The sequence below is a fragment of the Amycolatopsis sp. NPDC114504 genome, assembly GCF_055633595.1.
The window spans coordinates 1,909,244-1,929,001 of the sequence record NZ_JBVKDU010000002.1; the positions used below are offsets into that span (position 1 = coordinate 1,909,244).

Consider the following 19,758-nt stretch of genomic DNA (forward strand, 5'->3'; position numbering starts at 1 on the left):
CTCCCCGAGCTACTGCTGGCCCTGCACACCCATGTCGACAAGCAGGACGCGCTCCGCTCGCTCGTCACCGCCACCCACACCCCGGCCCTGCTCACGAAGGGGCTCGGCGCGTTCGAGCTTGCCTGGATCGCCGCCGACCGCGGCCACGAGGCAGCGCAGCGGCTCGGCGAACCCGGCTGGATCGCCCTCGCCGAGTTCGCGCGCACGCAGGCCCTGTCCGGCCTCGGCGCGCAAAAGCGGCCTCCAAGCTCGCCGAGCGCGCCTTGGACTACGTACCGGCCGAGGCCTATGACGTGCGCGGCGCGCTCACCCTCACGACCGGCTACACCGAATCCGTCCTGGGCGGCGACGCCACCGCAGCACTCGACGAAGCCGCCGGCTTGGCCGAGCACGTCGAGTACGGCAACCGAAACTTCCTGCTGTTCAGCCCGGCCAACGTCGTGCTCTGGCGCATCTCATCAGCCCTCGAACGCGGCGACCACGCAGAAGCGCCCGGCTGGCCGCGACCGTTGATCCGGCCGAACTCACCATCGACTCGCGTCGCACCACGTTCCTGATCGAACACGCCCGCGCGCTCTACGGCATCCGTCGTCCCGATGAAGAGGTTCTGGTGCTACTAGTCAGAGCCGAAAAGCTGGGGCACATCCGAACCCGGACTAGCCCGTTCGTCCGGGAGATCATCTCCACGATGCTTGCACGCGCTCGACGCGAAGGCGTAGCCCGTGAGGTCCGCGGCATGGCCGATCGGATGGGATTGATCAAGGCTTCTTGATGTGCAGGCAGTTGCTGCTCACGCATCGTACTTGGCGACATTGAAACACCTGTGCGGCTCGCGTGGCCTGCTGCTGATGCCGTGCACGGGGTGTGCGCGAAAGCTGCGCACACCCCCTCCACGTAGCGGATCCACCGGTCGGTGGGTCCATCAGTTCAACAGGGCGATAATCACCTCGGGGCGCACAATCGCAACGATCGCGACCATGGTGACCATCGCCAGCATGGTCCACAGAGCCAGGCGGACTAGCTTGTGTAGGCGATCAGCTGCAGCCTGGTCGGCGAAGAGGTTGTGCACCTCACCGATGTAGTCGGTGACGTGTGGCTGCTGCATTTCGATCGAGTTGCGCCCTCGTCGCGAAGGTGGCCGCCATGCGGCGGCGGCCGCGCGAGCGAGGGTCGCTGACCAGTGCGTTCGCAGTCGGTTTGCACTGGGTTCTTCGCCCCGATGACTGCTAAGATGTTTCATGGAACTGCTCATGGAATTGCCATCCTGTTGGGTTTGTTCCGTGCGCCCATCAGTTGCAGCTGGTGGGCGCATCTTTTATTGCCAGAAAATCAGCGAATTCGACTTGCATTTCACCTAAATGTTGCTCCTATTCTGAGCGGCAAGCTTGCTGTCAACTTGACGCCCATGTAGTTCTCGTCGGGGTTGACTATCCTGCCCTGACCAGGCAAAACAACTCTGCACGAGGACAGCAGAGGGCGCGTTGAGTGACGCCTCCGTAGCTGCCTGTGATTGCTTGACTAACGATGTGAGCTTACCGTGCTCGAACCGTGATAGGCAGTCGGCCTCGCTAGTGTGTGTCCACATCGTGACGATCGCAACCAGCGTGAATTGTAGGTAAGTAGCGCGGACGGGTGACATATTCGCGGTGGGTCGTGCCTGCAGTCCGCTCCCGCGTATGCGTTTGACGAACGGATGACCTGCGTTGGCGTCGCGATCGAGACCTCGTTGCGACAACCAGTGGTTGTTGTGGCGGCCGCGCCGGACCGCGCCGCCGCCCTCCGGAAACCCGCGGCCGCGCTCGGCGTGCCGGTCGATCCCCTACCCGGCGCCATGTCGGAATCCCGCCTACGCGACGTCGACGTGACTCCACTTCGTCGGGCGAACACCGCGGAAGCGTCCATCGCCAGCCTTTAGGACTTGTCCGAGACCAGCGAGCTGCTGCCACTCCTCGAATTCACGTTGAACGCACACGCGGCCTGGCGTGCGTACGTCGCCGCAGGCCCACCGAGCTGTTGCGCACATTGCCCGTGGTTCTAGCGGACGCCCGCTGGGGAGCACCCCGGTGCGTAACGTGTCCTGTTGACGCCGACCGACTTGGCGCCGGCCATCGCGGACCGACTGGGCTTCGGCGACTTGACGTGTACATCGGCTGCCCGCGCGATAGAGGCGGCGGCCGAGTCGGATGTTTCCCGAGGTCGAGCCGGAATTTCGCTGCGCTGCTGGGCGCGGCCGCTGGTTCGAAGAGGTCAACCGGAGGACGCTGAGCGCGTCGCTGCGTAGGGAGTCACCACGATCGGGCCGGGGTACTCGGCTGTGACCGGCACGCGTCGGCCTGTTCGGTAACCTGCTGTTCAACGCCACACTCGCCGCTCTCTGAGTTGGGAGCGCTGGCCGTGTCGAGGATCTCCTTGCCGCCGCTCACGCTGCCGCGATCCGGTCACGAGGAGACAGCCTCGGGAGCTGCAATCTCCGGTCCGCGTGTCGCTGCGGTCCAAACGTCGAGCTTGCCGCGCGCGTCGGCAACTCCGAATAGGCGCCCCGGCTGACGGCTGCCTTGCCGGACGGAACGGGCGACGTGACCCTGGCCTGATGACGAAGAGGTCCTCGCATCAAATTTCGGCCGGCCGGCGCGGGTCAAGCGGTCCGTCGTGCTCGCGAGCCAGTCTCTGCTGCCTCGTCATGATCGGATCTGCGAGTTGCACAGGTCGCGCCGTGCGCTGGCCCGCGTGGGAGTGCGCCTTCGCTGGTCCGGCCCCGTCGGCGTCTGCTGAGTGTCAAAGTGAGTGTCAATCAGGGTGGCAAGCGACGGACGTCTACGGACGCTTAGAGACTTCGAACGTGCAGGTCAGAGCCTTGCGGTCAAGGTCAAGAAGTGACGAATTCCGCTCGTAATGAATAGGTCAGGGGTTCGATTCCCCTAGGCGGCTCGACAAGGTGCTAGGCCCTTGCCCCCAGTGGGCGGGGGCCTTTTTCCTTGTCTCGCGTATCTTGCGGGGCTCCGCCCCGCACCCCGTCCGGCGGGCTCCGCCCCCGGCCCCCCGTCGTGGTTACGTTCGCGTTGTGGGCGCGGATTTTGTTCTTGGGAACCACCCTTATGGGTCAAATCCGCACAGCGAAGGCCGCCTCCCGCGGGGAGGCGGCCTTCGCTGGGGGCTGGGGTCTTACTTCGGTGGGGTTACCTTCAGCACCGTGGCCTTGGCGTCGCCTCGGGGGGTTCGGTAGGTGATCTCGTCGCCCGCCTTGCGGCCTACCAGGGCCAGGCCCAGGGGGCTGTCGGACGTGATCGCGTCCGCGTCCTCGCCTGGGACCGTCACCACCTGGAACGTCTCTTCGTCGCCGTCCGAGAAGCGGAGGGCCACCGTTGTGCCGTCGGGGAGCTGGGCGTTGCCGTAGCCGCCGTGTTCCATCTTCGCGGCCAGATCCGCTATCTGGCGGTCGAGCCGGGCCGCCGACTCCGCGCGGTCGATCACGTCCGCCTGGTCCGCCGCGTCGCCGGTGCGCTCCTGCTCGCCGGGTTGCGGCGCGAGTGCTGCCCGTTGCGCGCGCAAGTTCGCGATTTCCTTCTCCAGCTGGCTGCGCGCGGCCGAGCTGAGCCCCTTGTCCCCTGAGATCACCATGCGCGCATTGTCCGCTGCGCGGACCGGGGTGGCCAATCCGGTTTTTCACCCGAAGGTCATCCGCAGGACGTCTGCCCTAGGATTCGGGGCTGCCGTCCAGGAAGAAGGTAACGAGAATCACCGTGAGCGCAGTCCCCGGTCGCAGCGAGCGGCTCTCTCCCAACCAGCTGGCCAAGCAGGAACAGATCGTCGAAGCCGCGCGCGTCGTCCTCGCGCGCGACGGCCTCGCCGGGTGCACCGTGCGGGCCATCGCCGACGCCGGACCGCTCACCAAGAGCGCGATCCACTACTACTTCGCCGACATCGACGTCCTCATCGACCGCGCCATGGCCGCGCACATCACCGCCTTCGCCGCGGGGCTGCGCGAGGTCGCCGCGAAGCACGACGAGCCCCGTCGGCGCCTCTTCGCCGTCCTCGAGGAGTACCTGAGCGTCTTCGCCGCCAACCCGAACGCGGCCTTCCTCTGGTTCGAGTACTGGATCGCGGCCGGGCGCGCGCAACACCCGCAGGCCATCGACGTCATGCTCACCTCGCTCACCGAGCTGCTGGCCGAGCTGCTCGCCCCGCTGGACGTCGACGACCCGCGCGCTCGGGCTCGCGCACTGCTGTCGTACCTGCTCGGCACGGTCGTCCAGCAGCGGGTGCGCCCGCGGCCGTTCGCCACGCTGCGTGCCGACATCGAGGCGCTCTGCTTCGCCAACTACGGCTAACAACGCCCTATAGATCCGTAGACGTACGGATTGCGCACTACGTCCGGCTCCGGCCACTCTCGATGGACCCCCGAGAGCAGGAGACGTGATGCGCTCACGAACGTGCCTGGCGGCGGCCGCGGCCGCCCTCTTGATGCTCACGACCGGCGGCGTCGCCGTCGCCCAGCCCGACGCCGGGCCGCAGGTGTACGAGGTGACCGGCACCGGCACGGCCCAGCTGCGGACCGAAGTCGCCCGGACCGGCGCCGACATCCTCGACAGCACGAACGGCACGACGACGGTCATCGCCAACCCGGGCGAAGCGGCTCAGCTGCGCGCGCTCGGCTTCGGCGTTAAGGCGCTCGGCGCGGTCAACCGGCCGCAGGGCACCGCGACCGTCGAGGACTTCCCGGCCGGCTACACCGGCTACCACACCTACGCCGAGACCCAGACGGAGCTGCAGAAGGCCGTCGCGAACTACCCGTCGCTGACGAAGCTGGGCAGCGCCGGGACGTCGTACGAAGGCCGCGCGCTGTCGCTGATCAAGATCTCCGACAACGCCGCGACCGACGAGAACGAGCCCGAGGTGCTGTTCACCTGCAACCAGCACGCGCGCGAGCACCTCACCACCGAGATGTGCCTGCGCATCGTGCAGCGGCTGACCAGCGGGTACGCGACGGATCCCGCGATCAAGCGGCTCGTCGACAGCACCGAGATCTGGGTCGTCCCGAGCGTCAACCCGGACGGCTCCGAGTACGACATCTCCGGCGGCACGTTCCACAGCTGGCGCAAGAACCGCCAGGGTCCCGGCACCGACACCAACCGCAACTGGGGCTACAAGTGGGGCTGCTGCGGCGGCTCGTCGGGCTCGACGTCCAGTGAGACCTACCGCGGCACGGCGGCGTTCTCCGCACCCGAGGCCAGGGCCGTCTCGAACTGGGTGAACTCGCGCGTGGTCGGCGGCGTCCAGCAGATCAAGACGCACATCGACTTCCACACCTACTCCGAGCTCGTGCTGTGGCCGTTCGGCTACACCTACGACCGGACCGCGCCCGGGCTCACCGCCGCCGAGGCGACGAAGTTCGAGACGCTCGGCAAGCAGATGGCCGCGACCAACGGCTACACGCCGCAGCAGTCCAGCGACCTCTACATCACCGACGGCAGCGTCAACGACTGGATGTGGGCGACGCACAAGATCTGGAGCTTCACCTTCGAGATGTACCCGAAGGGCAGCAGCCCGGGCTTCTACCCGCGTGACACCCAGATCGTCCCGCAGACCACGCGCAACGACAAAGCCGTCGACATCCTGATCAACGCGGCGATCACCGGCTGAGCGCGCGGGGGCGGTTTAGGGTGCGGGCATGCCTCTGTTCTCGTTCGAAGGGCTCAGCCCGCAGGTCCACCCGGACGCCTTCATCGCCCCCACCGCCACGCTCATCGGCGACGTCGTCGTCGAGAAGGACGCTTCGGTCTGGTACGGCGCCGTGCTGCGCGCCGACTTCGGCAAGATCATCGTGCGCGAAGGCGCCAACATCCAGGACAACTCGGTCGTGCACGTCAACATCGGCAAGGTGTGCGAGATCGGCAAGAACGCCACCGTCGGCCACCAGTGCCTGGTGCACGACTGCACGGTCGGCGAGCAGGCCCTGATCGGGAACGGCTCCACGATCCTGGACGACGCGAAGATCGGCGAGCGGACGCTGGTCGCGGCCGGCGCCACCGTGACGCCGGGCACCGAGGTGCCGTCCGAGGTGGTCGCGATGGGCAGCCCGGCCAAGAAGTTCGTGCCGCTCACCGACTCCGCGCGGCTGTGGGTGGAGCACAACGCGCCCGTCTACCAGGACCTGGCGAGGCGGCACAAGGCCGGCGCCAAGCCCCTGGATTGAGTTTGACTCTCCAGTAACTGGAGACTCTAGCTTCGGGGCATGGCTCCGAAGAAACTCACCCACCAGGCCACCCTCGAACTCGCCGCGGGCAACGCCCCGGTCGTCGACCTCGGCAAGATGCTGGGGCAGACCGGGGTCAACCTCGTCGAGATCAAGAAGGCCTACGACGCGGCGACGGCGGCCCAGCGCGGCGACATCGTGCCGGTGGTCGTGTCGGTGTTCGAAGACCGCTCGTTCGCGCTGCGGCTCAAGACGCCGCCGACGGCGTTCCTCATCAAGAAGGCTTTGGGGGACAAGGGTTCCGCGCGGCCGGGGCACGAGGTCGCCGGCAAGATCACGACGCAGCAGCTGCGGGAGATCGCCGAGCGGAAGCTGCCGGACCTCAACACCGCCGACGTCGAGATGGCGATGCGCACGATCGCGGGCACGGCCCGGTCCATGGGCGTCGTGGTCGTCGACTGACGTGCGCAAGCACGCGATCGTGCCGCCGTTCCACGCGCTCGACCCCGAGCTCGGGGTGGCGGAACGGTTGCTGCGTCAAGGGAACGTCGCGCTGTGCGGGATCGTCGCGCAGCTGCCCGACGAACACGCGGCCGCGCGCCGTCTCAACGCCGTGCTGGCGGAGGCCGGTGCGCGGCCGCGGCTCGTCGACACGGGCGCGACGTGGCGCATCGTCTACGTGACGTCGTCGGTGAGCGAGAGCGAGCTGGCGGCCGGGGCCGTGGGACTCGCGGAGCTCGTCACGGTCGGCGGCTGGCGGCGGGTGAAGCGCTGCGCGACGTGTGCCCGGCCGTTCTGCGACCGGACGTCGGGCTGCACCCGCAAGTGGTGCGCGGAACACCGTCGAGCCTCGAGCGCCGTGGACTAGGCTGCTTCCCGCAGCAGCGACTGGCGCCATCGAGGTGGAGCACCACCGGGAAGCGACGACGAGGCCGGCACCGCGCGCCTGGGTGAAGGCCACTCCAGAGCCGGAGTACGCCATGACACACCAGCCGAAACTGAACGCACTCGCCGCCGCCGACCCCGCCATCGCCGGGCTCGTGGAGGACGAGGCGAAGCGCCAGCACGACAAGATCCGCCTGATCGCGTCGGAGAACTACGTCTCGCAGGCTGTGCTCGAGGCGACCGGCACCGTGCTCACCAACAAGTACTCCGAGGGGTACGCGGGCAAGCGCTACTACGAAGGCCAGCAGTTCATCGACCAGGTCGAGCAGCTCGCCATCGAGCGCGCGAAGGCCGTGTTCGGCGCCGACCACGCGAACGTCCAGCCGTACTCAGGTTCTCCGGCGAACCTTGCTGTGTACCTGGCTTTCGCGCAGCCGGGCGACACCGTGCTCGGCATGGCGCTGCCGGACGGCGGCCACCTCACGCACGGCTGGAGCGTCTCCGCGACCGGCAAGTGGTTCACCCCGGTGCGCTACGGCGTCGCGAAGGAGACCGGCCGCGTCGACCTCGACCAGGTGCGCGACCTCGCGCGTCAGCACCGCCCGAAGCTGATCTTCGCCGGCGGCACGGCGATCCCGCGCACGATCGACTTCCCGGCGTTCGCGGAGATCGCGCGCGAGGTGGACGCGGTGCTCGTCGCCGACATCGCGCACATCGCCGGGCTCGTCGCGGGTGGCGCGCACCCGTCGCCGGTCGGGCACGCGCAGGTCATCACGACGACGACGCACAAGACCCTGCGCGGCCCGCGTGGCGCGATGATCCTCTCCGACGCGGACCACGCGAAGGCCGTCGACAAGGCGGTGTTCCCGGGCCTGCAGGGCGGCCCGCACAACCACACGACGGCCGCGATCGCCGTCGCGCTGGGTGAAGCGCAGCGCCCGGACTTCAGCGACTACGCGCACACGATCGTCGCCAACGCGAAAGCGCTGGCCGACGCGCTGCTGGCGCGCGGCTACGACCTCGTGTCCGGCGGCACGGACAACCACCTGCTGCTGATCGACCTGACGAACAAGGCGGTCGCGGGCAAGCCGGCCGCGCAGGCGCTGGACCGCGCGGGCATCGAGCTGAACTACAACACGGTGCCGTTCGACCCGCGCAAGCCGTTCGACCCGTCGGGCATCCGGCTCGGCACGTCCGCGATCACCACGCGTGGCCTCAAGCCGGAGCACCAGGCCCAGGTGGCGGAGTGGATCGACCGCACGGTGACGGCGGCCGCGGCGGCCGACGACTCCTCCCTGGAGACGATCGCTGCGGAGATCCGCGAGTTCCTGGCGCCGTTCCCCATCCCGGGTTACTCCGCCTGATCCTCGCCCGTTGAAGGCCACTTCCGCAGGTCGGAGGTGGCCTTCAGTGCGTCCGGGAGCCGGGAGACGCGGCTCACAGAAAACTTGATTGCACCATGCAAGCTTCCGAGGAATACTTGGTCGAGGCAAGTAGTTGAGAGGTACAAGCAACTACAGCGAAGGCTGACCGAGGGAGACCACCATGAGCGACACCACCACGGCGGAAGGAGCAGCCGCTACGAACGGCAAACTGTCCCACCGCCAGATCCTGACCGTCCTGTCCGGGCTGATGCTCGGCATGTTCCTCGCCGCGCTCGACCAGACGATCGTCTCGTCGTCGATGCGCACTATCGCCGATGAGCTCCACGGCCTGTCACTGCAGGCCTGGGCCACCACGGCGTACCTGATCACCGCGACGCTCTCGACGCCGCTGTACGGCAAGCTGTCCGACCTCTACGGCCGCAAGCCCATGTACCTGACAGCCATCTCGCTGTTCCTGGTCGGTTCGCTGGCCAGCGGTATGGCGACGTCGATGTACGAGCTCGCCGCGTTCCGCGCCTTCCAGGGCCTCGGTGCCGGTGGCCTCATGTCGCTGGCGCTGGCGATCATCACCGACATCACCGCGCCGCGTGAGCGCAGCAAGTACCAGGGCTACTTCATGGCCGTCTTCGGTGTCTCGAGCGTTCTGGGTCCGGTCGTCGGCGGCTTCTTCGCCGGGGTCGACTCCTTCGCCGGCATCACCGGCTGGCGCTGGGTCTTCCTGGTCAACGTCCCGATCGCGCTCGCCGCGCTGGTCGTCGTCACCAAGGTGCTGAACCTCCCGCACACCCGCGTGAACCAGAAGGTCGACTACTGGGGTGCCGTCGCGCTGGCCACCGGCCTGGTGCCGCTGCTGATCGTCGCCGAGCAGGGCCGTGAGTGGGGCTGGGGCTCCGCCGCCTCGATCGCCATGTACGTCGTCGGCGGGCTGGGTGTGGCCGCGTTCGTCTGGATCGAACGCCGGATGGGCGACGCCGCCCTGCTGCCGCTGCGCCTGTTCAAGCGCCCCGTGTTCCGGATGGCCACGCTGGTCACCGTCGTGCAGGGTGCCGGGATGTTCGGCGCGATGATGTCGCTGCCGCTGTACCTGCAGATCGTCAAGGGCGCGACGCCGACCCAGGCCGGCCTGCAGATGCTCCCGCTGACGCTGGGCATCATGGTCGCCAGCCTGACCAGCGGCCGCCTGATCTCGAAGACCGGGCGCTACAAGATGTTCGCGGTGGCCGGGATCGGCCTGATGGCGGCGGCGCTGTTCGCGCTCTCGACCATCACCGTCGACAGCTCGCTCGCCCTGGTCATGGTGATCGCCTTCGTGATCGGCCTCGGCCTCGGCGCCTCGATGCAGACGCTGGTGCTGGCCGCGACCAACGACGTCCGCCCGCAGGACATCGGCGTCGCCACCTCGGCGGCGACCTTCTTCCGGCAGATCGGCGGCACGGCGGGCACCGCGGTGTTCCTGTCCATCCTGTTCGGCACGGTCGGCGACCGGATCGCGAACGCCATCCGCACGGCGATGACCACCCCGGCCTACGTGTCGGCGCTGGCGCAGCACCCGGAGTTCGCGAAGCAGATGCAGAGCGGCCTGGACGTCAACGACACGTCGTTCCTGTCGACGCTCGACCCGACGCTGGCCCGGCCGATCCTGCAGGGCTTCGCCGAGTCGATGAGCACGGTGTTCCTGGTCGGCGGGATCGTCCTGACCGTCGGGTTCGCCCTGGTGTGGTTCCTCAAGGAGAAGCCGCTCTCGGACAAGTCGGCGATGGAGCAGCGCGCGGACGCCGAAGCGGACGGCGCTCCGGCCCTCGCCCTGGCGCACTGACCGCGTGAAAAGGCCCCCTCGGGAGATTCCCGAGGGGGCCTTTTCCCGTACGGACTAGTGGGCCGAGCCGCCGTTGGCCGCTTCCTTGGCCAGGCGGTCGGTCTCGCGCTCGTACGACCGGGCGATCTCCGCCTCGGCCTCGGTGCGGCCGACCCAGGAGGAGCCTTCGACGCTCTTGCCGGGCTCGAGGTCCTTGTAGACCTCGAAGAAGTGCTGGATCTCGAGCCGGTGGAACTCGTTCATGTGGTGGATGTCGCGCAGGTGTTCCAGGCGCGGGTCGGCGCTCGGAACGGCGATGACCTTGTCGTCCGGGCCCTTCTCGTCGGTCATCCGGAACATGCCGATCGCGCGGCAGCGGATCAGGCACCCGGGGAAGGTCGGCTCCTGCACGAGCACCATGACGTCGAGCGGGTCGCCGTCCTGGCCGAGGGTGTCGTCGATGAAGCCGTAGTCGGCCGGGTACTGCGTGGCCGTGAACAGGGTCCGGTCCAGCTTGATGCGGCCGGTCTTGTGGTCGACCTCGTACTTGTTGCGCTCCCCTTTGGGGATTTCGATCGTGACGTCGAACTCCACGGCGTCCTCGCTGCTTCTTTATAGATCCGGGCGTGCCCGCACGTCGCGGGCGGCAACCTTAGCGACTGTCTTGACGTCTCCTAGTGTGGACTACGCCCTGCCTCGGGGCCGCATCGATGTCGGCCCGGGGGCATGTGAGCTTGGCCCCTCCTGGGGCAGGTGAGAAGGAGTGGTGGGTGCCGGAAAACGACCAGCCGATGTGGCCTTCGTCGGACGAAGACCGCTCGTCGTCGGGCGCGCGGAAGACCACCCCGATGTCGCTGCCCGACCCGCCGGCGAGCGCTTCGGAGCCGTCCGGCGTGCCCAAGGTCACAGGCAGTGAGGCGCCGAAGGGATCGTGGTTCGCGCCGAACGTCGAGCCCGAACTGGTCCCCGGCCTGAACGTGCCCGCCGAGGAGCCGCCGCCGTCGCCGCCCCCGGCCAAGCAGGACCTGGCCGACCGGCTCGGCTCGCGCGAGCCGAAGCCGAAACCGGCCGAGCCCGAGCCCGAACCGGCGCCCGAGCCGGCACCGGTCGCGGAGAGCACCCAGTACATCGACGTGAAGAAGGCCGAGCTGAAGCCGGACGCGCCGGCCGGGGAGAGCACGCAGTACATCGAGGCGAAGCCGGACACCCAGAGCACCCAGCCGATGGAGCCGTCGAAGGTGCCGGTGGTGCCGGTCGAGCGCAACGTCTGGCCCGGTGAGCAGAAGGATCGTCACGACGAGCCCCAGCCCGACAAGCCCGAAGCGCAGCCTTGGCGGGAAGAGCTGCAGCTGTGGCGCGAGGAGCAGTCGCGCCGCGAAGAGCAGCTGAAGCGCTCGGAGTCGCAGCGTCGTGAGGAGCCCCCGCAGCAGCCTTGGGCCCAGCGCCTCGACGTGCCGGACGACCGCCGTCCCGCGTTGCCGCCGGAGCCACCGCGCGGGGTCGTCCCGCCGGCGTCCGCCGGGTCGCTGGCCCGGCCGATGCGGATCGAGCCGGACGGGCAGCGGTTCGACGCCGAGGCGACCGTCGGGATCGAGCGGCCCACCCAGTTCCCCGGGGCCTTCCGGCAGCAGCCGCAGCCGCGCACCGAGCCGCCCGCGGAGCCCCCGCCGCCGCCTCCGGCCGAGCCCGCCGCCGCGTCCGCCGAGGAGCCGCCGAAGAAGAATCGGCGCAAGGGCAAGATCATCGCGCTCGTCGTGGTCGTCCTGCTGGTGCTGGCCGGTGGCGGGATCGCCGCCGCGATGCCGAAGGTGTCGAACCGCCTCGGCCTGCCGTGGGCGCCGAACGCGCCCAAGGGCGACAGCCCGGAGCCCGTCGCCGCCACGCGCCAGCTGCAGGGCCCGGACACCGCCGGGCAGGCGCCGACCGCGAACGGCGTCAAGTCCGTGCTGGCCGGCCCGGCCGGGAACAGCGCGCTCGGCCAGCTCAACGGCAGCGTCGTCGACCCGGTCAGCGGTACCACGCTGTGGGACCACAGCGCGGGGACGGCGGTGACCCCCGCGTCGACGACGAAGGTGCTGACCACCGCGGCCGCGCTGCTCGCGATGGACCCGAACACGCGGCTGTCGACGAAGGTCGTCCAGGGCGCCGACCCGGGCACGGTGATCCTGGTCGGCGGTGGCGACGTCACCCTGACCTCGCTGCCGCTGGGCACCGAGTCGCCGCTGTACCCGGGCGCCGCGCACGTCGACGACCTCGTCGCGCAGGTGAAGAAGGCCAACCCGAACGTGAAGAAGGTGCAGGTCGACCTGAGCCTCTTCAAGGGCGCGACGACCGCGCCGGGCTGGGCCGCGGGCGACGCGCCGTCGACGTTCGCGACCCAGATCGGGTCGGTGATGGCCGACGCCGGGCGCCAGGACCCCAAGAACAACAACTCCATGCGCGTGCCCAACGCGGGCAGCGCGCTGGCCTCGACGATCGCGTCGAAGCTCAGCGCCTCGGGCGGCGGCCAGGCGTCGGCGCCGAAGGACGCGAAGGTCCTCGCCGAGGTCAAGTCGGCGCCGCTGACCGAGCTGGTGTCGGACACGATGGAGCTGTCCGACGACGTCCTCGCCGAGGCCCTCGCCCGCCAGGTCGCGCTGGCGACCGGCCAGGAGGCGACCTTCGCCGGCGGCGCCGCGGCGACGATCAAGGTGCTCAAGGACCACGGCTTCGACACCAGCGGCGTCAAGCTGTCCGACGGCAGCGGCATCTCGGGGGAGAACAAGATCCCGGCGAAGCTGCTGACCCAGCTCATGGCGGCCGCGGCGGCGCCGGAGGGCAAGAACCCGAACACCGCGAAGCTGCGCGCGATGCTGGCCGGCCTCCCGGTGGCGGGCGGGTCCGGCACGCTCGCGGACAAGCGGTTCGAGACGGCCGCGTCGCAGGCCGGGCGCGGCTGGGTACGGGCGAAGACGGGCACGCTCACCGGCGTCAACACCCTCGCCGGCCTGGTCCTCGACCAGGACGGCCGGGTGCTGGTGTTCGCGTTCATGTCCAACGGCTCCGACCAGCAGCCGGGCCGGGACGCGATCGACGCCCTCGCGACGAGCCTGCGCAAGTGCGGGTGCTCGTAGCCGTGCACTGCTCGGACGCCGAACCGTACGAAGATCGTGGCCGGAAACCCACTCCGGGCAGGTAGCGTCGGAAGGGTGAGTCAGGAAACCGAGACCCGGCCCATGGTCGACTGGGCGCTCGCCGCGCAGACCGGCGCGCTGCTGGTGCGCGGCGGCCCGCAGGTTCCGCGCGAAGAGGCCGAGTCGGCCGTCACCGATCTGCGCGAGCTGACCATGGAAGCCGAGGGGCACGTCCGGGAGCTGACGACCCTCGGCCTCGACCTGCCGCTGCTGCCCGGCGAAGTCGTCGACCGCCCCGGCTGGGTGCGCTCGGCCGCCGCCGGGCTCGACGCGCTCACCGGGCGTGCGCTGCCGCAGCAGGGCGGCCCCTTCGGGCCGATCCTGGCCGGTGGTGCCGGCGTGCAGACCGGGCTGGTGCTCGCCTTCCTGGCCAGCCGCGTGCTCGGCCAGTACGACCCGTTCGGCGGCCCCGACCGGGAGGGCAGGCTGCTGCTGGTCGCGCCGAACGTCGTCGCCGCCGAACGCGCGATGGACGTCCCGGCCCGGGACTTCCGGCTCTGGGTCTGCCTGCACGAGTGCACCCACCGGCTCCAGTTCACCGCGGTCACGTGGCTGCGCGACTACTTCGCCGACGAGGTCGAGCGGCTCGTCTCCGGGCTCGCCGGCGGCGGCAGCGACGGCCTCGCCGACCTGGTCGACCGGCTGCCCGAGGCGATCAAGCAGGGTCCGAAGCTGAACCTCGCCGAGCTGCTCCAGTCGCCGAAGGAGCGCGCGGTCTTCGACCGGCTGCTGGCGCTCTCGACGCTCCTCGAAGGCCACGCCGACTTCGTCATGGACGCCGTCGGCCCGCGGGTCGTGCCGAGCGTCGACACGATCCGCGCGCGGTTCACCGCCCGGCGCAAGGGCGGCGGTGTCTTCGACCGGCTGCTGCGCGCGCTGCTCGGCGTCGACGCGAAGATCCGTCAGTACGAAGAAGGCGCGAAGTTCACGAAGCACGTCGTGGACGCCGTCGGCATGGAAGGGTTCAACGCCGTCTGGCGGTCGCCGAACACCCTGCCCTCGCGCGCCGAGATCGCCGACCCGGCCGCGTGGGTCCGGCGCCTGCACGGATGACCGGGCCGGCCGTCGCGGCCGTCCGCCGGGCCGTCCGCGCCTTCCTGGACGCCGTCGAGGCGCCGTCCGAACTCTGCGTCGCGGTCTCCGGCGGCGCCGACTCCCTCGCGCTGGCCGAGGCCACGGCGTACGTCGGGCACCACCGCGGCCACCGCGTCCGCGCGCTGGTCGTCGACCACGGCCTGCAGGAGGGCTCGGCGAAGATCGCGCTCGACGCCGCCGCGGCCGCGAAGTCCCTCGGCGCCGACGAAGCCGAAGTGCGCCGCACCGACGTCACCGGTCCGGGCGGCCCGGAAGCGGCCGCGCGCAAGGCCCGCTACCGCGCGCTGGCCGGCCACGACCTCGTCCTGCTCGGGCACACCCTCGACGACCAGGCCGAAACGGTCCTGCTCGGGCTCGGCCGCGGCTCCGGGCCCCGCAGCGTCTCCGGGATGCGGCCGCACGACCCGCCGTGGGGCCGGCCGCTGCTCGCCGTCGCGCGGGCCACCACCCGGGCCGCCTGCGCCGAGCTCGGCGTCGAACCCTGGGACGACCCGCACAACGCCGAGTCGCGCTTCACGCGGGTCCGGTTGCGGACCGAAGTCCTGCCATTGCTGGAAGACGTCCTCAACGGCGGCGTCGCCGGCGCACTCGCCCGCACGGCCGCGCAGCTGCGCGAGGACAGTGAGGCGCTGGACACAATGGCGGACATGATCTTCACCCGCGCGGGCGGCTTCGAAGGTCTGGATGTCGGCATCCTCGGCGCCGAGCCGGCGGCCATCCGGCGGCGGGTTATCCGCAGGTGGCTGCTGCAATCGGGTGTGCGCGAGCTCACCGACGCGCACCTCCGCGCGGTCGACGAGCTCGTCGCCCGGTGGCGTGGTCAGGGCGGTGTCTGGTTGCCCGGCAACTTGGAGGCGCGGCGGGCGCATGGCAGGCTCTGCCTCACCTCCCAACCCACCACCCGAGGGGAATGACCCGTGTACGAGGGCGAAATCGCCTCCGTGCTCGTCACCGAGCAGCAGATCAAGGACAAGATCACGGAGCTGTCGGCGCAGATCGCCGCCGACTATCCGGCCAACGGGCAGGGTGAACTCCTGCTGGTGGGTGTCCTGAAGGGCGCGGTCATGTTCATGACCGACTTCGCCCGTGCGCTGCCGCTGCCGACGCAGCTGGAATTCATGGCCGTCTCCTCCTACGGCTCGTCGACGTCGTCGTCCGGCGTCGTCCGGATCCTCAAGGACCTCGACCGCGACATCGCGGGCCGGGACGTGCTGATCGTCGAGGACATCGTCGACTCCGGCCTCACGCTGTCGTGGCTGCTGAAGAACCTCGCCAGCCGGAACCCGGCGTCGCTGGAGGTCGTCTCGCTGCTGCGCAAGCCGGAGGCGGTCAAGGTGGACGTCCCGGTGAAGTACATCGGGTTCGACATCCCCAACGAGTTCGTCGTGGGCTACGGCCTGGACTACGCCGAGCGCTACCGCGACCTGCCCTACATCGGGACGCTGGACCCGAAGGTCTACACGTCGTAGTGCATCGGCCGAGTTCACCGACCGTTCACCGCAACTACCGCTTTTGCGGAACCCCGGCATCGCGGATTGCGTCATAGGCTCTGATCACGTGCGTTAACCTATGCGAAGACCATTCGTGCCCGCGGTGACCGGGTCGGGGGAACGGGAGAGAGCTCAGATGGCGAACAGCAGCGCTGCCGACGCGAACGCCTTCAAGGCCGCGGCCGCGGCGGGTCAGGTCGGGATCGACCCCGACGCCGCGCAGACCGTGCTGAACAAGATCCGCACGGGCAAGGACGCCGTCGAGGCCCTGCTCAGCGGTGCGGGCACCCTCGCGCAGCCGCCGAAGCTCGGGGACAACCCGGTCGGCAACGCGATGGCCGCCAAGTTCGTCCAGCGCGCCGACGGCGGGAACGACTCCTACGCCTCCGCGCTGCAGAACCTGCTCGACCAGTACACCGCCGCCGAAGAGGGCATCGTCACGGCGATGTCCCGGTACCACGAGATCGACCAGGCCGCGGCCGACCCGTTCCGCAACGCCTGAGCCCAGAGGGGGATTTCGAATCATGGCTCCGAACCACAGCGACCAGCCGTCGGGCTCTACTGACCCGGGCTCGATCGTCCCGCTCGGCGACAACTCGGCGTCGCAGAACATCGTCGCGGACGCCCGCGGCCGTTCCGACGGCTTCGACATGGGCAGCGACCGCGCGATCGCGAACCCGCCGAACTGGAACGCGCAGGCCAGCCAGCAGCTGTACGAAGGCGCGGTCAACAACAACGACCCCGGCACGGCCGAGGCGACCGGGCACGCCTGGACGCACCACGGCACGGAACTGAAGCAGGCGTCGGACCACCTGTACAACTCGATCGCCGAGCTGGGCAACGCCTGGGTCGGCCGGGGTGCCGCTGGCGCGCAGGGCGCGCTGGTCGCCATCGCCAACTCGGGCTCGCAGGCTTCCGAGGCCGCCCACACGATGTCCGACCGGCTCGCCCGGCAGGCCGCCGCGGCCGCCGAGGTCAAGAAGATGCCGGCCCCCAAGGACTACGACCCCAAGCAGGCCATGGCGGCCGCGCTGGCCGGCGGCCCGGCGGCGCTGGTCGCCGACCAGAAGGCGCAGGCGGACGCGGCCAACGACGTCAAGGCGCAGCAGGTCGCGTTCTTCAACGCCTACACCCAGGCGATGAGCGAGGTCGACGGCTCGACCCCGAGCTTCGGCCCGGAGTCGCTCGGCATGAAGCCGACGGGCACGCACAACTCCATCTCCTTCAGCGGGATCAGCAGCGTCGGCAGCACGGGCCCGGTTCAGGGCCTGTCGGGCGCGGGCGGCGCGGTGTTCGCTTCCAGCGGCTCGGGCTTCGGCGGCCACGGTGGCGCGTTCGACGCGCAGCACGCGGGCGTCGGCCCGAACGGCGTCCACGGCGCCGCGGCCGGCGGCTTCGGCCAGGACGCGGCGGCGTTCGGCGGCGACGGTTCCGTCCCGGGCGCGGGCCAGGGCACGGGTGCGGGCACGAGCACCGGTGCGGGCCACGTCGGCTCGGGTGCCGGGCAGCCGAGCGGCAGCAACCCGCTGAGCAAGATCGGCATGGGTCTCGGCCTCGGCGGTGCCGCCGGCGGCCTCGGCGCGCTGGCTTCCCGTGCGCTGGGCAAGGGCAACCGGTCCGGCGCCAAGTCGGAGAACGAGACGTCGCTGGCCTCGGCCGACGGCCAGGGGCAGAGCGCTGCGTCGGCCCAGGCGCCGCAGCAGGGCCTCGTCTCGTCGGCGGGCACCATCGGCGGGCAGACCCCGCCGCCGATGAACCCGGGCGGCATGGGCGGCATGGCCCCGCAGGGTGCTCAGGGCGAGCAGGACGAGGAGCACACGCACGCGTCGTTCCTCATCGAGGCTGACCCGGACGCGGCCTTCGGCGCGAACCAGGCGACCCCGCCGCCGGTCATCGGCGCGTGGTCCGAGGACGACGAAGACCGCTGATCCTTCGGGCCGGGCACGCCGAGGCGGGCCCGGCCCGGTTTCTCTTGGGGGTGGCTCGATGCCGAACGCTGAGCTGCTCACCCCGGTCGAGGTGGACTTCCTGTGGGAGTCCGCCGGGCTGGGCGAGCTGCCGTACCCGCTGCGCATCCGTTCGCACGGCGAGACCGTGGACGAGCGGTCGTTGCTGCGTCAACGCACGTTGGAAGGGCTGGCCGCGCGCGGGCTGGCCGACGGCCGCGGCCGGCCGGAACCGCACGTCGAGGACTACTTCGGCGTGCTCGCGCAGGCCGAGCTGAGCCTGGACGCGGTCCAGCTGATCGCCCCGGACGCCGAACCACTGCTGGCGATCGCCGGCGTGCTGGGCGGGCAGGGGCTGCTGGCGGTGCAGGACACGCGTGGTCTCCACCTGCAGCCGTGCCCGGTGGACGGGCTGGCGAGCGCGATCGTCTCGCTGCTCCCGGGCGCCCCGCGCGGTTCGGAGAAGTCGGTCACGGTCCCGCTGGAGCAGCTGGTCGGCGCCCACGGCGTCGACTTCCTCTCGCGCCGGGGCAATGGTGACGAGCGCTCGTCGGCCGACGAGGACCGCAAGGCGCTGGCGAAGCTGCACGCCCAGCCGCGGCTGCGCGGGGGCCAGATCGCGGCCAACGCGCGTTCGCGCATGGGCGGCCGCACCCGGACGCCGGTGCTGAGCTGGTTCGACACGGAGACGGGCCGCTACTTCACCCAGGCGACCCGTGGCCGCGACGGCCGCGACTGGATCAGCATCGCCCCGGCCGACGCGGCGACGCTGCGCCACCGGCTCGGCGAGATGCTCGCGGGAGCGACGACGACCAGCACGGTCTGACGGCCCGGCCGTTCGCGCTCTCTGCCAAGATCGGGCTCCGGTTTCTCCGAGCGTGCCCACTCGATGATCACTTTTTGTCGGTGGTGCGGGCTACGCTGAGCAAGAGTCCGATCCGGGAGAGTAGTGATGCAAGAGTTCTTCTCGCCGCTGGCGTTCGACTTCCTCTGGGAGTCGGCGCAGGTCGGCGAGCTGCCGTACCCGCTGCTGGTCAGGTCGCACGGCGCGACCGAAGACGAGCGCGTCTCGCTGCGCCACCGCGTCGACGCCGAGCTGAAGGCCCGCGGCATCCGCGAGTCGCGCGGCAGGCTCGCGCCGCCGATCGAGGACGCGCTGCAGCTGCTCGCTTTCGCCCCGCTGACCATCGACGCCCTGCACATCCCGCAGTTCGAGGCGCCCACCATCGGCGTCCTCGCGGCGGCCGACGACACCAAGGGCGTCCTCGCGGTGCAGGACGCCGACGGCATCTGGCTGCGGGACGTCCCACCGGACGGCCTGGTCTCGGCCGTCGTCGGGGTGCTCCCCGCAGGCCCGCGCGGGAGCGAGGCGTCGGTCACACTTCCGCTGGACGACGCCCTGCGGACCGCGCCGATCCGGGTGCCTGTCTCCCTGCCGTCGAACCCGGCCGAGGAGCGGGGGAAGGCCCGCCGGACGCCGCTGAGCGAACGCATCACGGCCGACCCGCGGGAGGCCTACGGCCGCATCTCCGGGCAGCCGCGGCAGCGGGGCGGTCAGCTGGCAGCGAACAGCCGTTCGCAGGTCGGGGCCAAGCAGCGGTCCCGGGTGCTGGCCTGGTTCGACACCGCGACCGGGCGCTACCTCAGCCTCTCCCGCGCAGGTACGGACGGCCGCGAGTGGGTCACGGTCGCCCCGGCCGACCCGGCGACGCTGCGGACCCGGCTGGGCGAGATGGTGAACAGTGTGTCCGACGGCACGCGATAGCGTGACCGCTGTGGACGCCGGGCGGGAACCC

Annotated in this window: 20 protein-coding genes and 1 riboswitch; of the genes, 16 read left to right on the forward strand and 4 right to left on the reverse strand. The window is 70.3% G+C overall.

All coding sequences use genetic code 11. The features are described 5' to 3' along the window. Positions 1-9: 9 nt before the first annotated feature. Positions 10-234, reverse strand: a complete 225-nt coding sequence (locus tag ACZ7PG_RS21145) for a hypothetical protein (protein ID WP_470240700.1) — start codon at positions 232-234, stop codon at positions 10-12. A 29-nt stretch (positions 235-263) separates the two neighbouring features. On the opposite strand from ACZ7PG_RS21145, the gene ACZ7PG_RS21150 reads away from it, so the two are divergent. Then, positions 264-557: a hypothetical protein gene (locus ACZ7PG_RS21150; protein WP_470240701.1), complete on the forward strand. Its 294-nt coding sequence runs from the start codon at positions 264-266 to the stop codon at positions 555-557. A gap of 365 nt (positions 558-922) precedes the next feature. Here ACZ7PG_RS21150 and ACZ7PG_RS21155 read toward each other — a convergent pair whose 3' ends face one another. Both ACZ7PG_RS21155 and ACZ7PG_RS21160 read right to left on the reverse strand, forming a co-directional pair. Next, on the reverse strand, positions 923-1,252 hold the full coding sequence (locus ACZ7PG_RS21155) for a hypothetical protein (RefSeq protein WP_470240702.1): 330 nt from the start codon (positions 1,250-1,252) through the stop codon (positions 923-925). 1,910 nt (positions 1,253-3,162) lie between these two features. Beyond that, entirely contained in the window at positions 3,163-3,618 is a 456-nt protein-coding gene (locus ACZ7PG_RS21160; RefSeq protein ID WP_470240703.1) for a GreA/GreB family elongation factor, read from the reverse strand. A gap of 122 nt (positions 3,619-3,740) precedes the next feature. Here ACZ7PG_RS21160 and ACZ7PG_RS21165 point away from each other — a divergent pair, with 122 nt between their 5' ends. The 7 genes from ACZ7PG_RS21165 (at position 3,741) to ACZ7PG_RS21195 (ending at position 10,279) form a co-directional block, all read left to right on the forward strand. Beyond that, the gene (locus ACZ7PG_RS21165) at positions 3,741-4,328 is read left to right on the forward strand and encodes a TetR/AcrR family transcriptional regulator (RefSeq protein ID WP_470240704.1); all 588 of its coding nucleotides are present in this window, start codon (positions 3,741-3,743) and stop codon (positions 4,326-4,328) included. A gap of 106 nt (positions 4,329-4,434) precedes the next feature. Continuing rightward, complete coding sequence (locus ACZ7PG_RS21170; protein WP_470240829.1) at positions 4,435-5,640, forward strand: M14 family metallopeptidase; 1,206 nt, start codon at positions 4,435-4,437, stop codon at positions 5,638-5,640. Between the two features lie 28 nt (positions 5,641-5,668). Continuing rightward, positions 5,669-6,193 (forward strand): gamma carbonic anhydrase family protein, encoded by a 525-nt coding sequence (locus ACZ7PG_RS21175; protein WP_470240705.1) that lies wholly within the window; start codon positions 5,669-5,671, stop codon positions 6,191-6,193. Positions 6,194-6,232: 39 nt separating this feature from the next. Further along, the gene (locus ACZ7PG_RS21180; RefSeq protein WP_470240706.1) at positions 6,233-6,655 is read left to right on the forward strand and encodes an uL11 family ribosomal protein; all 423 of its coding nucleotides are present in this window, start codon (positions 6,233-6,235) and stop codon (positions 6,653-6,655) included. A gap of 1 nt (position 6,656) precedes the next feature. Further along, positions 6,657-7,061: a hypothetical protein gene (locus ACZ7PG_RS21185; protein ID WP_470240707.1), complete on the forward strand. Its 405-nt coding sequence runs from the start codon at positions 6,657-6,659 to the stop codon at positions 7,059-7,061. Between the two features lie 6 nt (positions 7,062-7,067). Continuing rightward, a riboswitch (ZMP/ZTP riboswitch) is annotated at positions 7,068-7,152 on the forward strand. 21 nt (positions 7,153-7,173) lie between these two features. Further along, complete coding sequence (locus ACZ7PG_RS21190; RefSeq protein WP_470240708.1) at positions 7,174-8,442, forward strand: serine hydroxymethyltransferase; 1,269 nt, start codon at positions 7,174-7,176, stop codon at positions 8,440-8,442. Positions 8,443-8,623: 181 nt separating this feature from the next. Next, entirely contained in the window at positions 8,624-10,279 is a 1,656-nt protein-coding gene (locus ACZ7PG_RS21195; protein ID WP_470240709.1) for an MDR family MFS transporter, read from the forward strand. A gap of 54 nt (positions 10,280-10,333) precedes the next feature. Here the strand turns inward: ACZ7PG_RS21195 and ACZ7PG_RS21200 are convergent, their stop codons facing one another. After that, positions 10,334-10,852 carry an inorganic diphosphatase gene (locus ACZ7PG_RS21200; protein WP_470240710.1) on the reverse strand — a complete coding sequence of 173 codons (519 nt, stop codon included), beginning with the start codon at positions 10,850-10,852 and terminating at the stop codon, positions 10,334-10,336. Positions 10,853-11,028: 176 nt separating this feature from the next. Between ACZ7PG_RS21200 and dacB the strand changes: the two genes are divergently transcribed. The 8 genes from dacB (at position 11,029) to ACZ7PG_RS21240 (ending at position 19,727) form a co-directional block, all read left to right on the forward strand. Then, positions 11,029-13,371 (forward strand): D-alanyl-D-alanine carboxypeptidase/D-alanyl-D-alanine endopeptidase, encoded by a 2,343-nt coding sequence (gene dacB, locus ACZ7PG_RS21205; protein ID WP_470240711.1) that lies wholly within the window; start codon positions 11,029-11,031, stop codon positions 13,369-13,371. A 102-nt stretch (positions 13,372-13,473) separates the two neighbouring features. Continuing rightward, on the forward strand, positions 13,474-14,484 hold the full coding sequence (locus tag ACZ7PG_RS21210) for a zinc-dependent metalloprotease (protein WP_470240830.1): 1,011 nt from the start codon (positions 13,474-13,476) through the stop codon (positions 14,482-14,484). Further along, entirely contained in the window at positions 14,481-15,440 is a 960-nt protein-coding gene (gene tilS / locus ACZ7PG_RS21215; protein ID WP_470240712.1) for a tRNA lysidine(34) synthetase TilS, read from the forward strand. The genes ACZ7PG_RS21210 and tilS overlap by 4 nt, the downstream gene beginning before the upstream one ends. Before the next feature lie 3 nt (positions 15,441-15,443). Next, a complete protein-coding gene (hpt, locus tag ACZ7PG_RS21220; RefSeq protein ID WP_072475819.1) occupies positions 15,444-15,995 on the forward strand; it encodes a hypoxanthine phosphoribosyltransferase in 552 nt (183 codons plus the stop codon). A 157-nt stretch (positions 15,996-16,152) separates the two neighbouring features. Further along, a complete protein-coding gene (locus ACZ7PG_RS21225) occupies positions 16,153-16,518 on the forward strand; it encodes a hypothetical protein (RefSeq protein WP_285477115.1) in 366 nt (121 codons plus the stop codon). Positions 16,519-16,540: 22 nt separating this feature from the next. Then, positions 16,541-17,944 (forward strand): hypothetical protein, encoded by a 1,404-nt coding sequence (locus ACZ7PG_RS21230; RefSeq protein WP_470240713.1) that lies wholly within the window; start codon positions 16,541-16,543, stop codon positions 17,942-17,944. 58 nt (positions 17,945-18,002) lie between these two features. Continuing rightward, positions 18,003-18,788 carry an ESX secretion-associated protein EspG gene (locus ACZ7PG_RS21235; protein WP_470240714.1) on the forward strand — a complete coding sequence of 262 codons (786 nt, stop codon included), beginning with the start codon at positions 18,003-18,005 and terminating at the stop codon, positions 18,786-18,788. A 123-nt stretch (positions 18,789-18,911) separates the two neighbouring features. Then, positions 18,912-19,727: an ESX secretion-associated protein EspG gene (locus tag ACZ7PG_RS21240; RefSeq protein ID WP_470240715.1), complete on the forward strand. Its 816-nt coding sequence runs from the start codon at positions 18,912-18,914 to the stop codon at positions 19,725-19,727. Positions 19,728-19,758 lie beyond the last annotated feature (31 nt).

Excerpts from the sequence above, each read along its gene's own strand:
- ACZ7PG_RS21155 (WP_470240702.1), bottom strand. The coding sequence starts at position 1,252 with ATGAGCAGTTCCATGAAACATCTTAGCAGTCATCGGGGCGAAGAACCC.
- ACZ7PG_RS21160 (WP_470240703.1), bottom strand. The coding sequence starts at position 3,618 with ATGGTGATCTCAGGGGACAAGGGGCTCAGCTCGGCCGCGCGCAGCCAG.
- ACZ7PG_RS21175 (WP_470240705.1), top strand. The coding sequence starts at position 5,669 with ATGCCTCTGTTCTCGTTCGAAGGGCTCAGCCCGCAGGTCCACCCGGAC.
- ACZ7PG_RS21180 (WP_470240706.1), top strand. The coding sequence starts at position 6,233 with ATGGCTCCGAAGAAACTCACCCACCAGGCCACCCTCGAACTCGCCGCG.
- ACZ7PG_RS21190 (WP_470240708.1), top strand. The coding sequence starts at position 7,174 with ATGACACACCAGCCGAAACTGAACGCACTCGCCGCCGCCGACCCCGCC.
- ACZ7PG_RS21195 (WP_470240709.1), top strand. The coding sequence starts at position 8,624 with ATGAGCGACACCACCACGGCGGAAGGAGCAGCCGCTACGAACGGCAAA.
- ACZ7PG_RS21210 (WP_470240830.1), top strand. The coding sequence starts at position 13,474 with ATGGTCGACTGGGCGCTCGCCGCGCAGACCGGCGCGCTGCTGGTGCGC.
- tilS (WP_470240712.1), top strand. The coding sequence starts at position 14,481 with ATGACCGGGCCGGCCGTCGCGGCCGTCCGCCGGGCCGTCCGCGCCTTC.
- ACZ7PG_RS21225 (WP_285477115.1), top strand. The coding sequence starts at position 16,153 with ATGGCGAACAGCAGCGCTGCCGACGCGAACGCCTTCAAGGCCGCGGCC.
- ACZ7PG_RS21230 (WP_470240713.1), top strand. The coding sequence starts at position 16,541 with ATGGCTCCGAACCACAGCGACCAGCCGTCGGGCTCTACTGACCCGGGC.
- ACZ7PG_RS21235 (WP_470240714.1), top strand. The coding sequence starts at position 18,003 with ATGCCGAACGCTGAGCTGCTCACCCCGGTCGAGGTGGACTTCCTGTGG.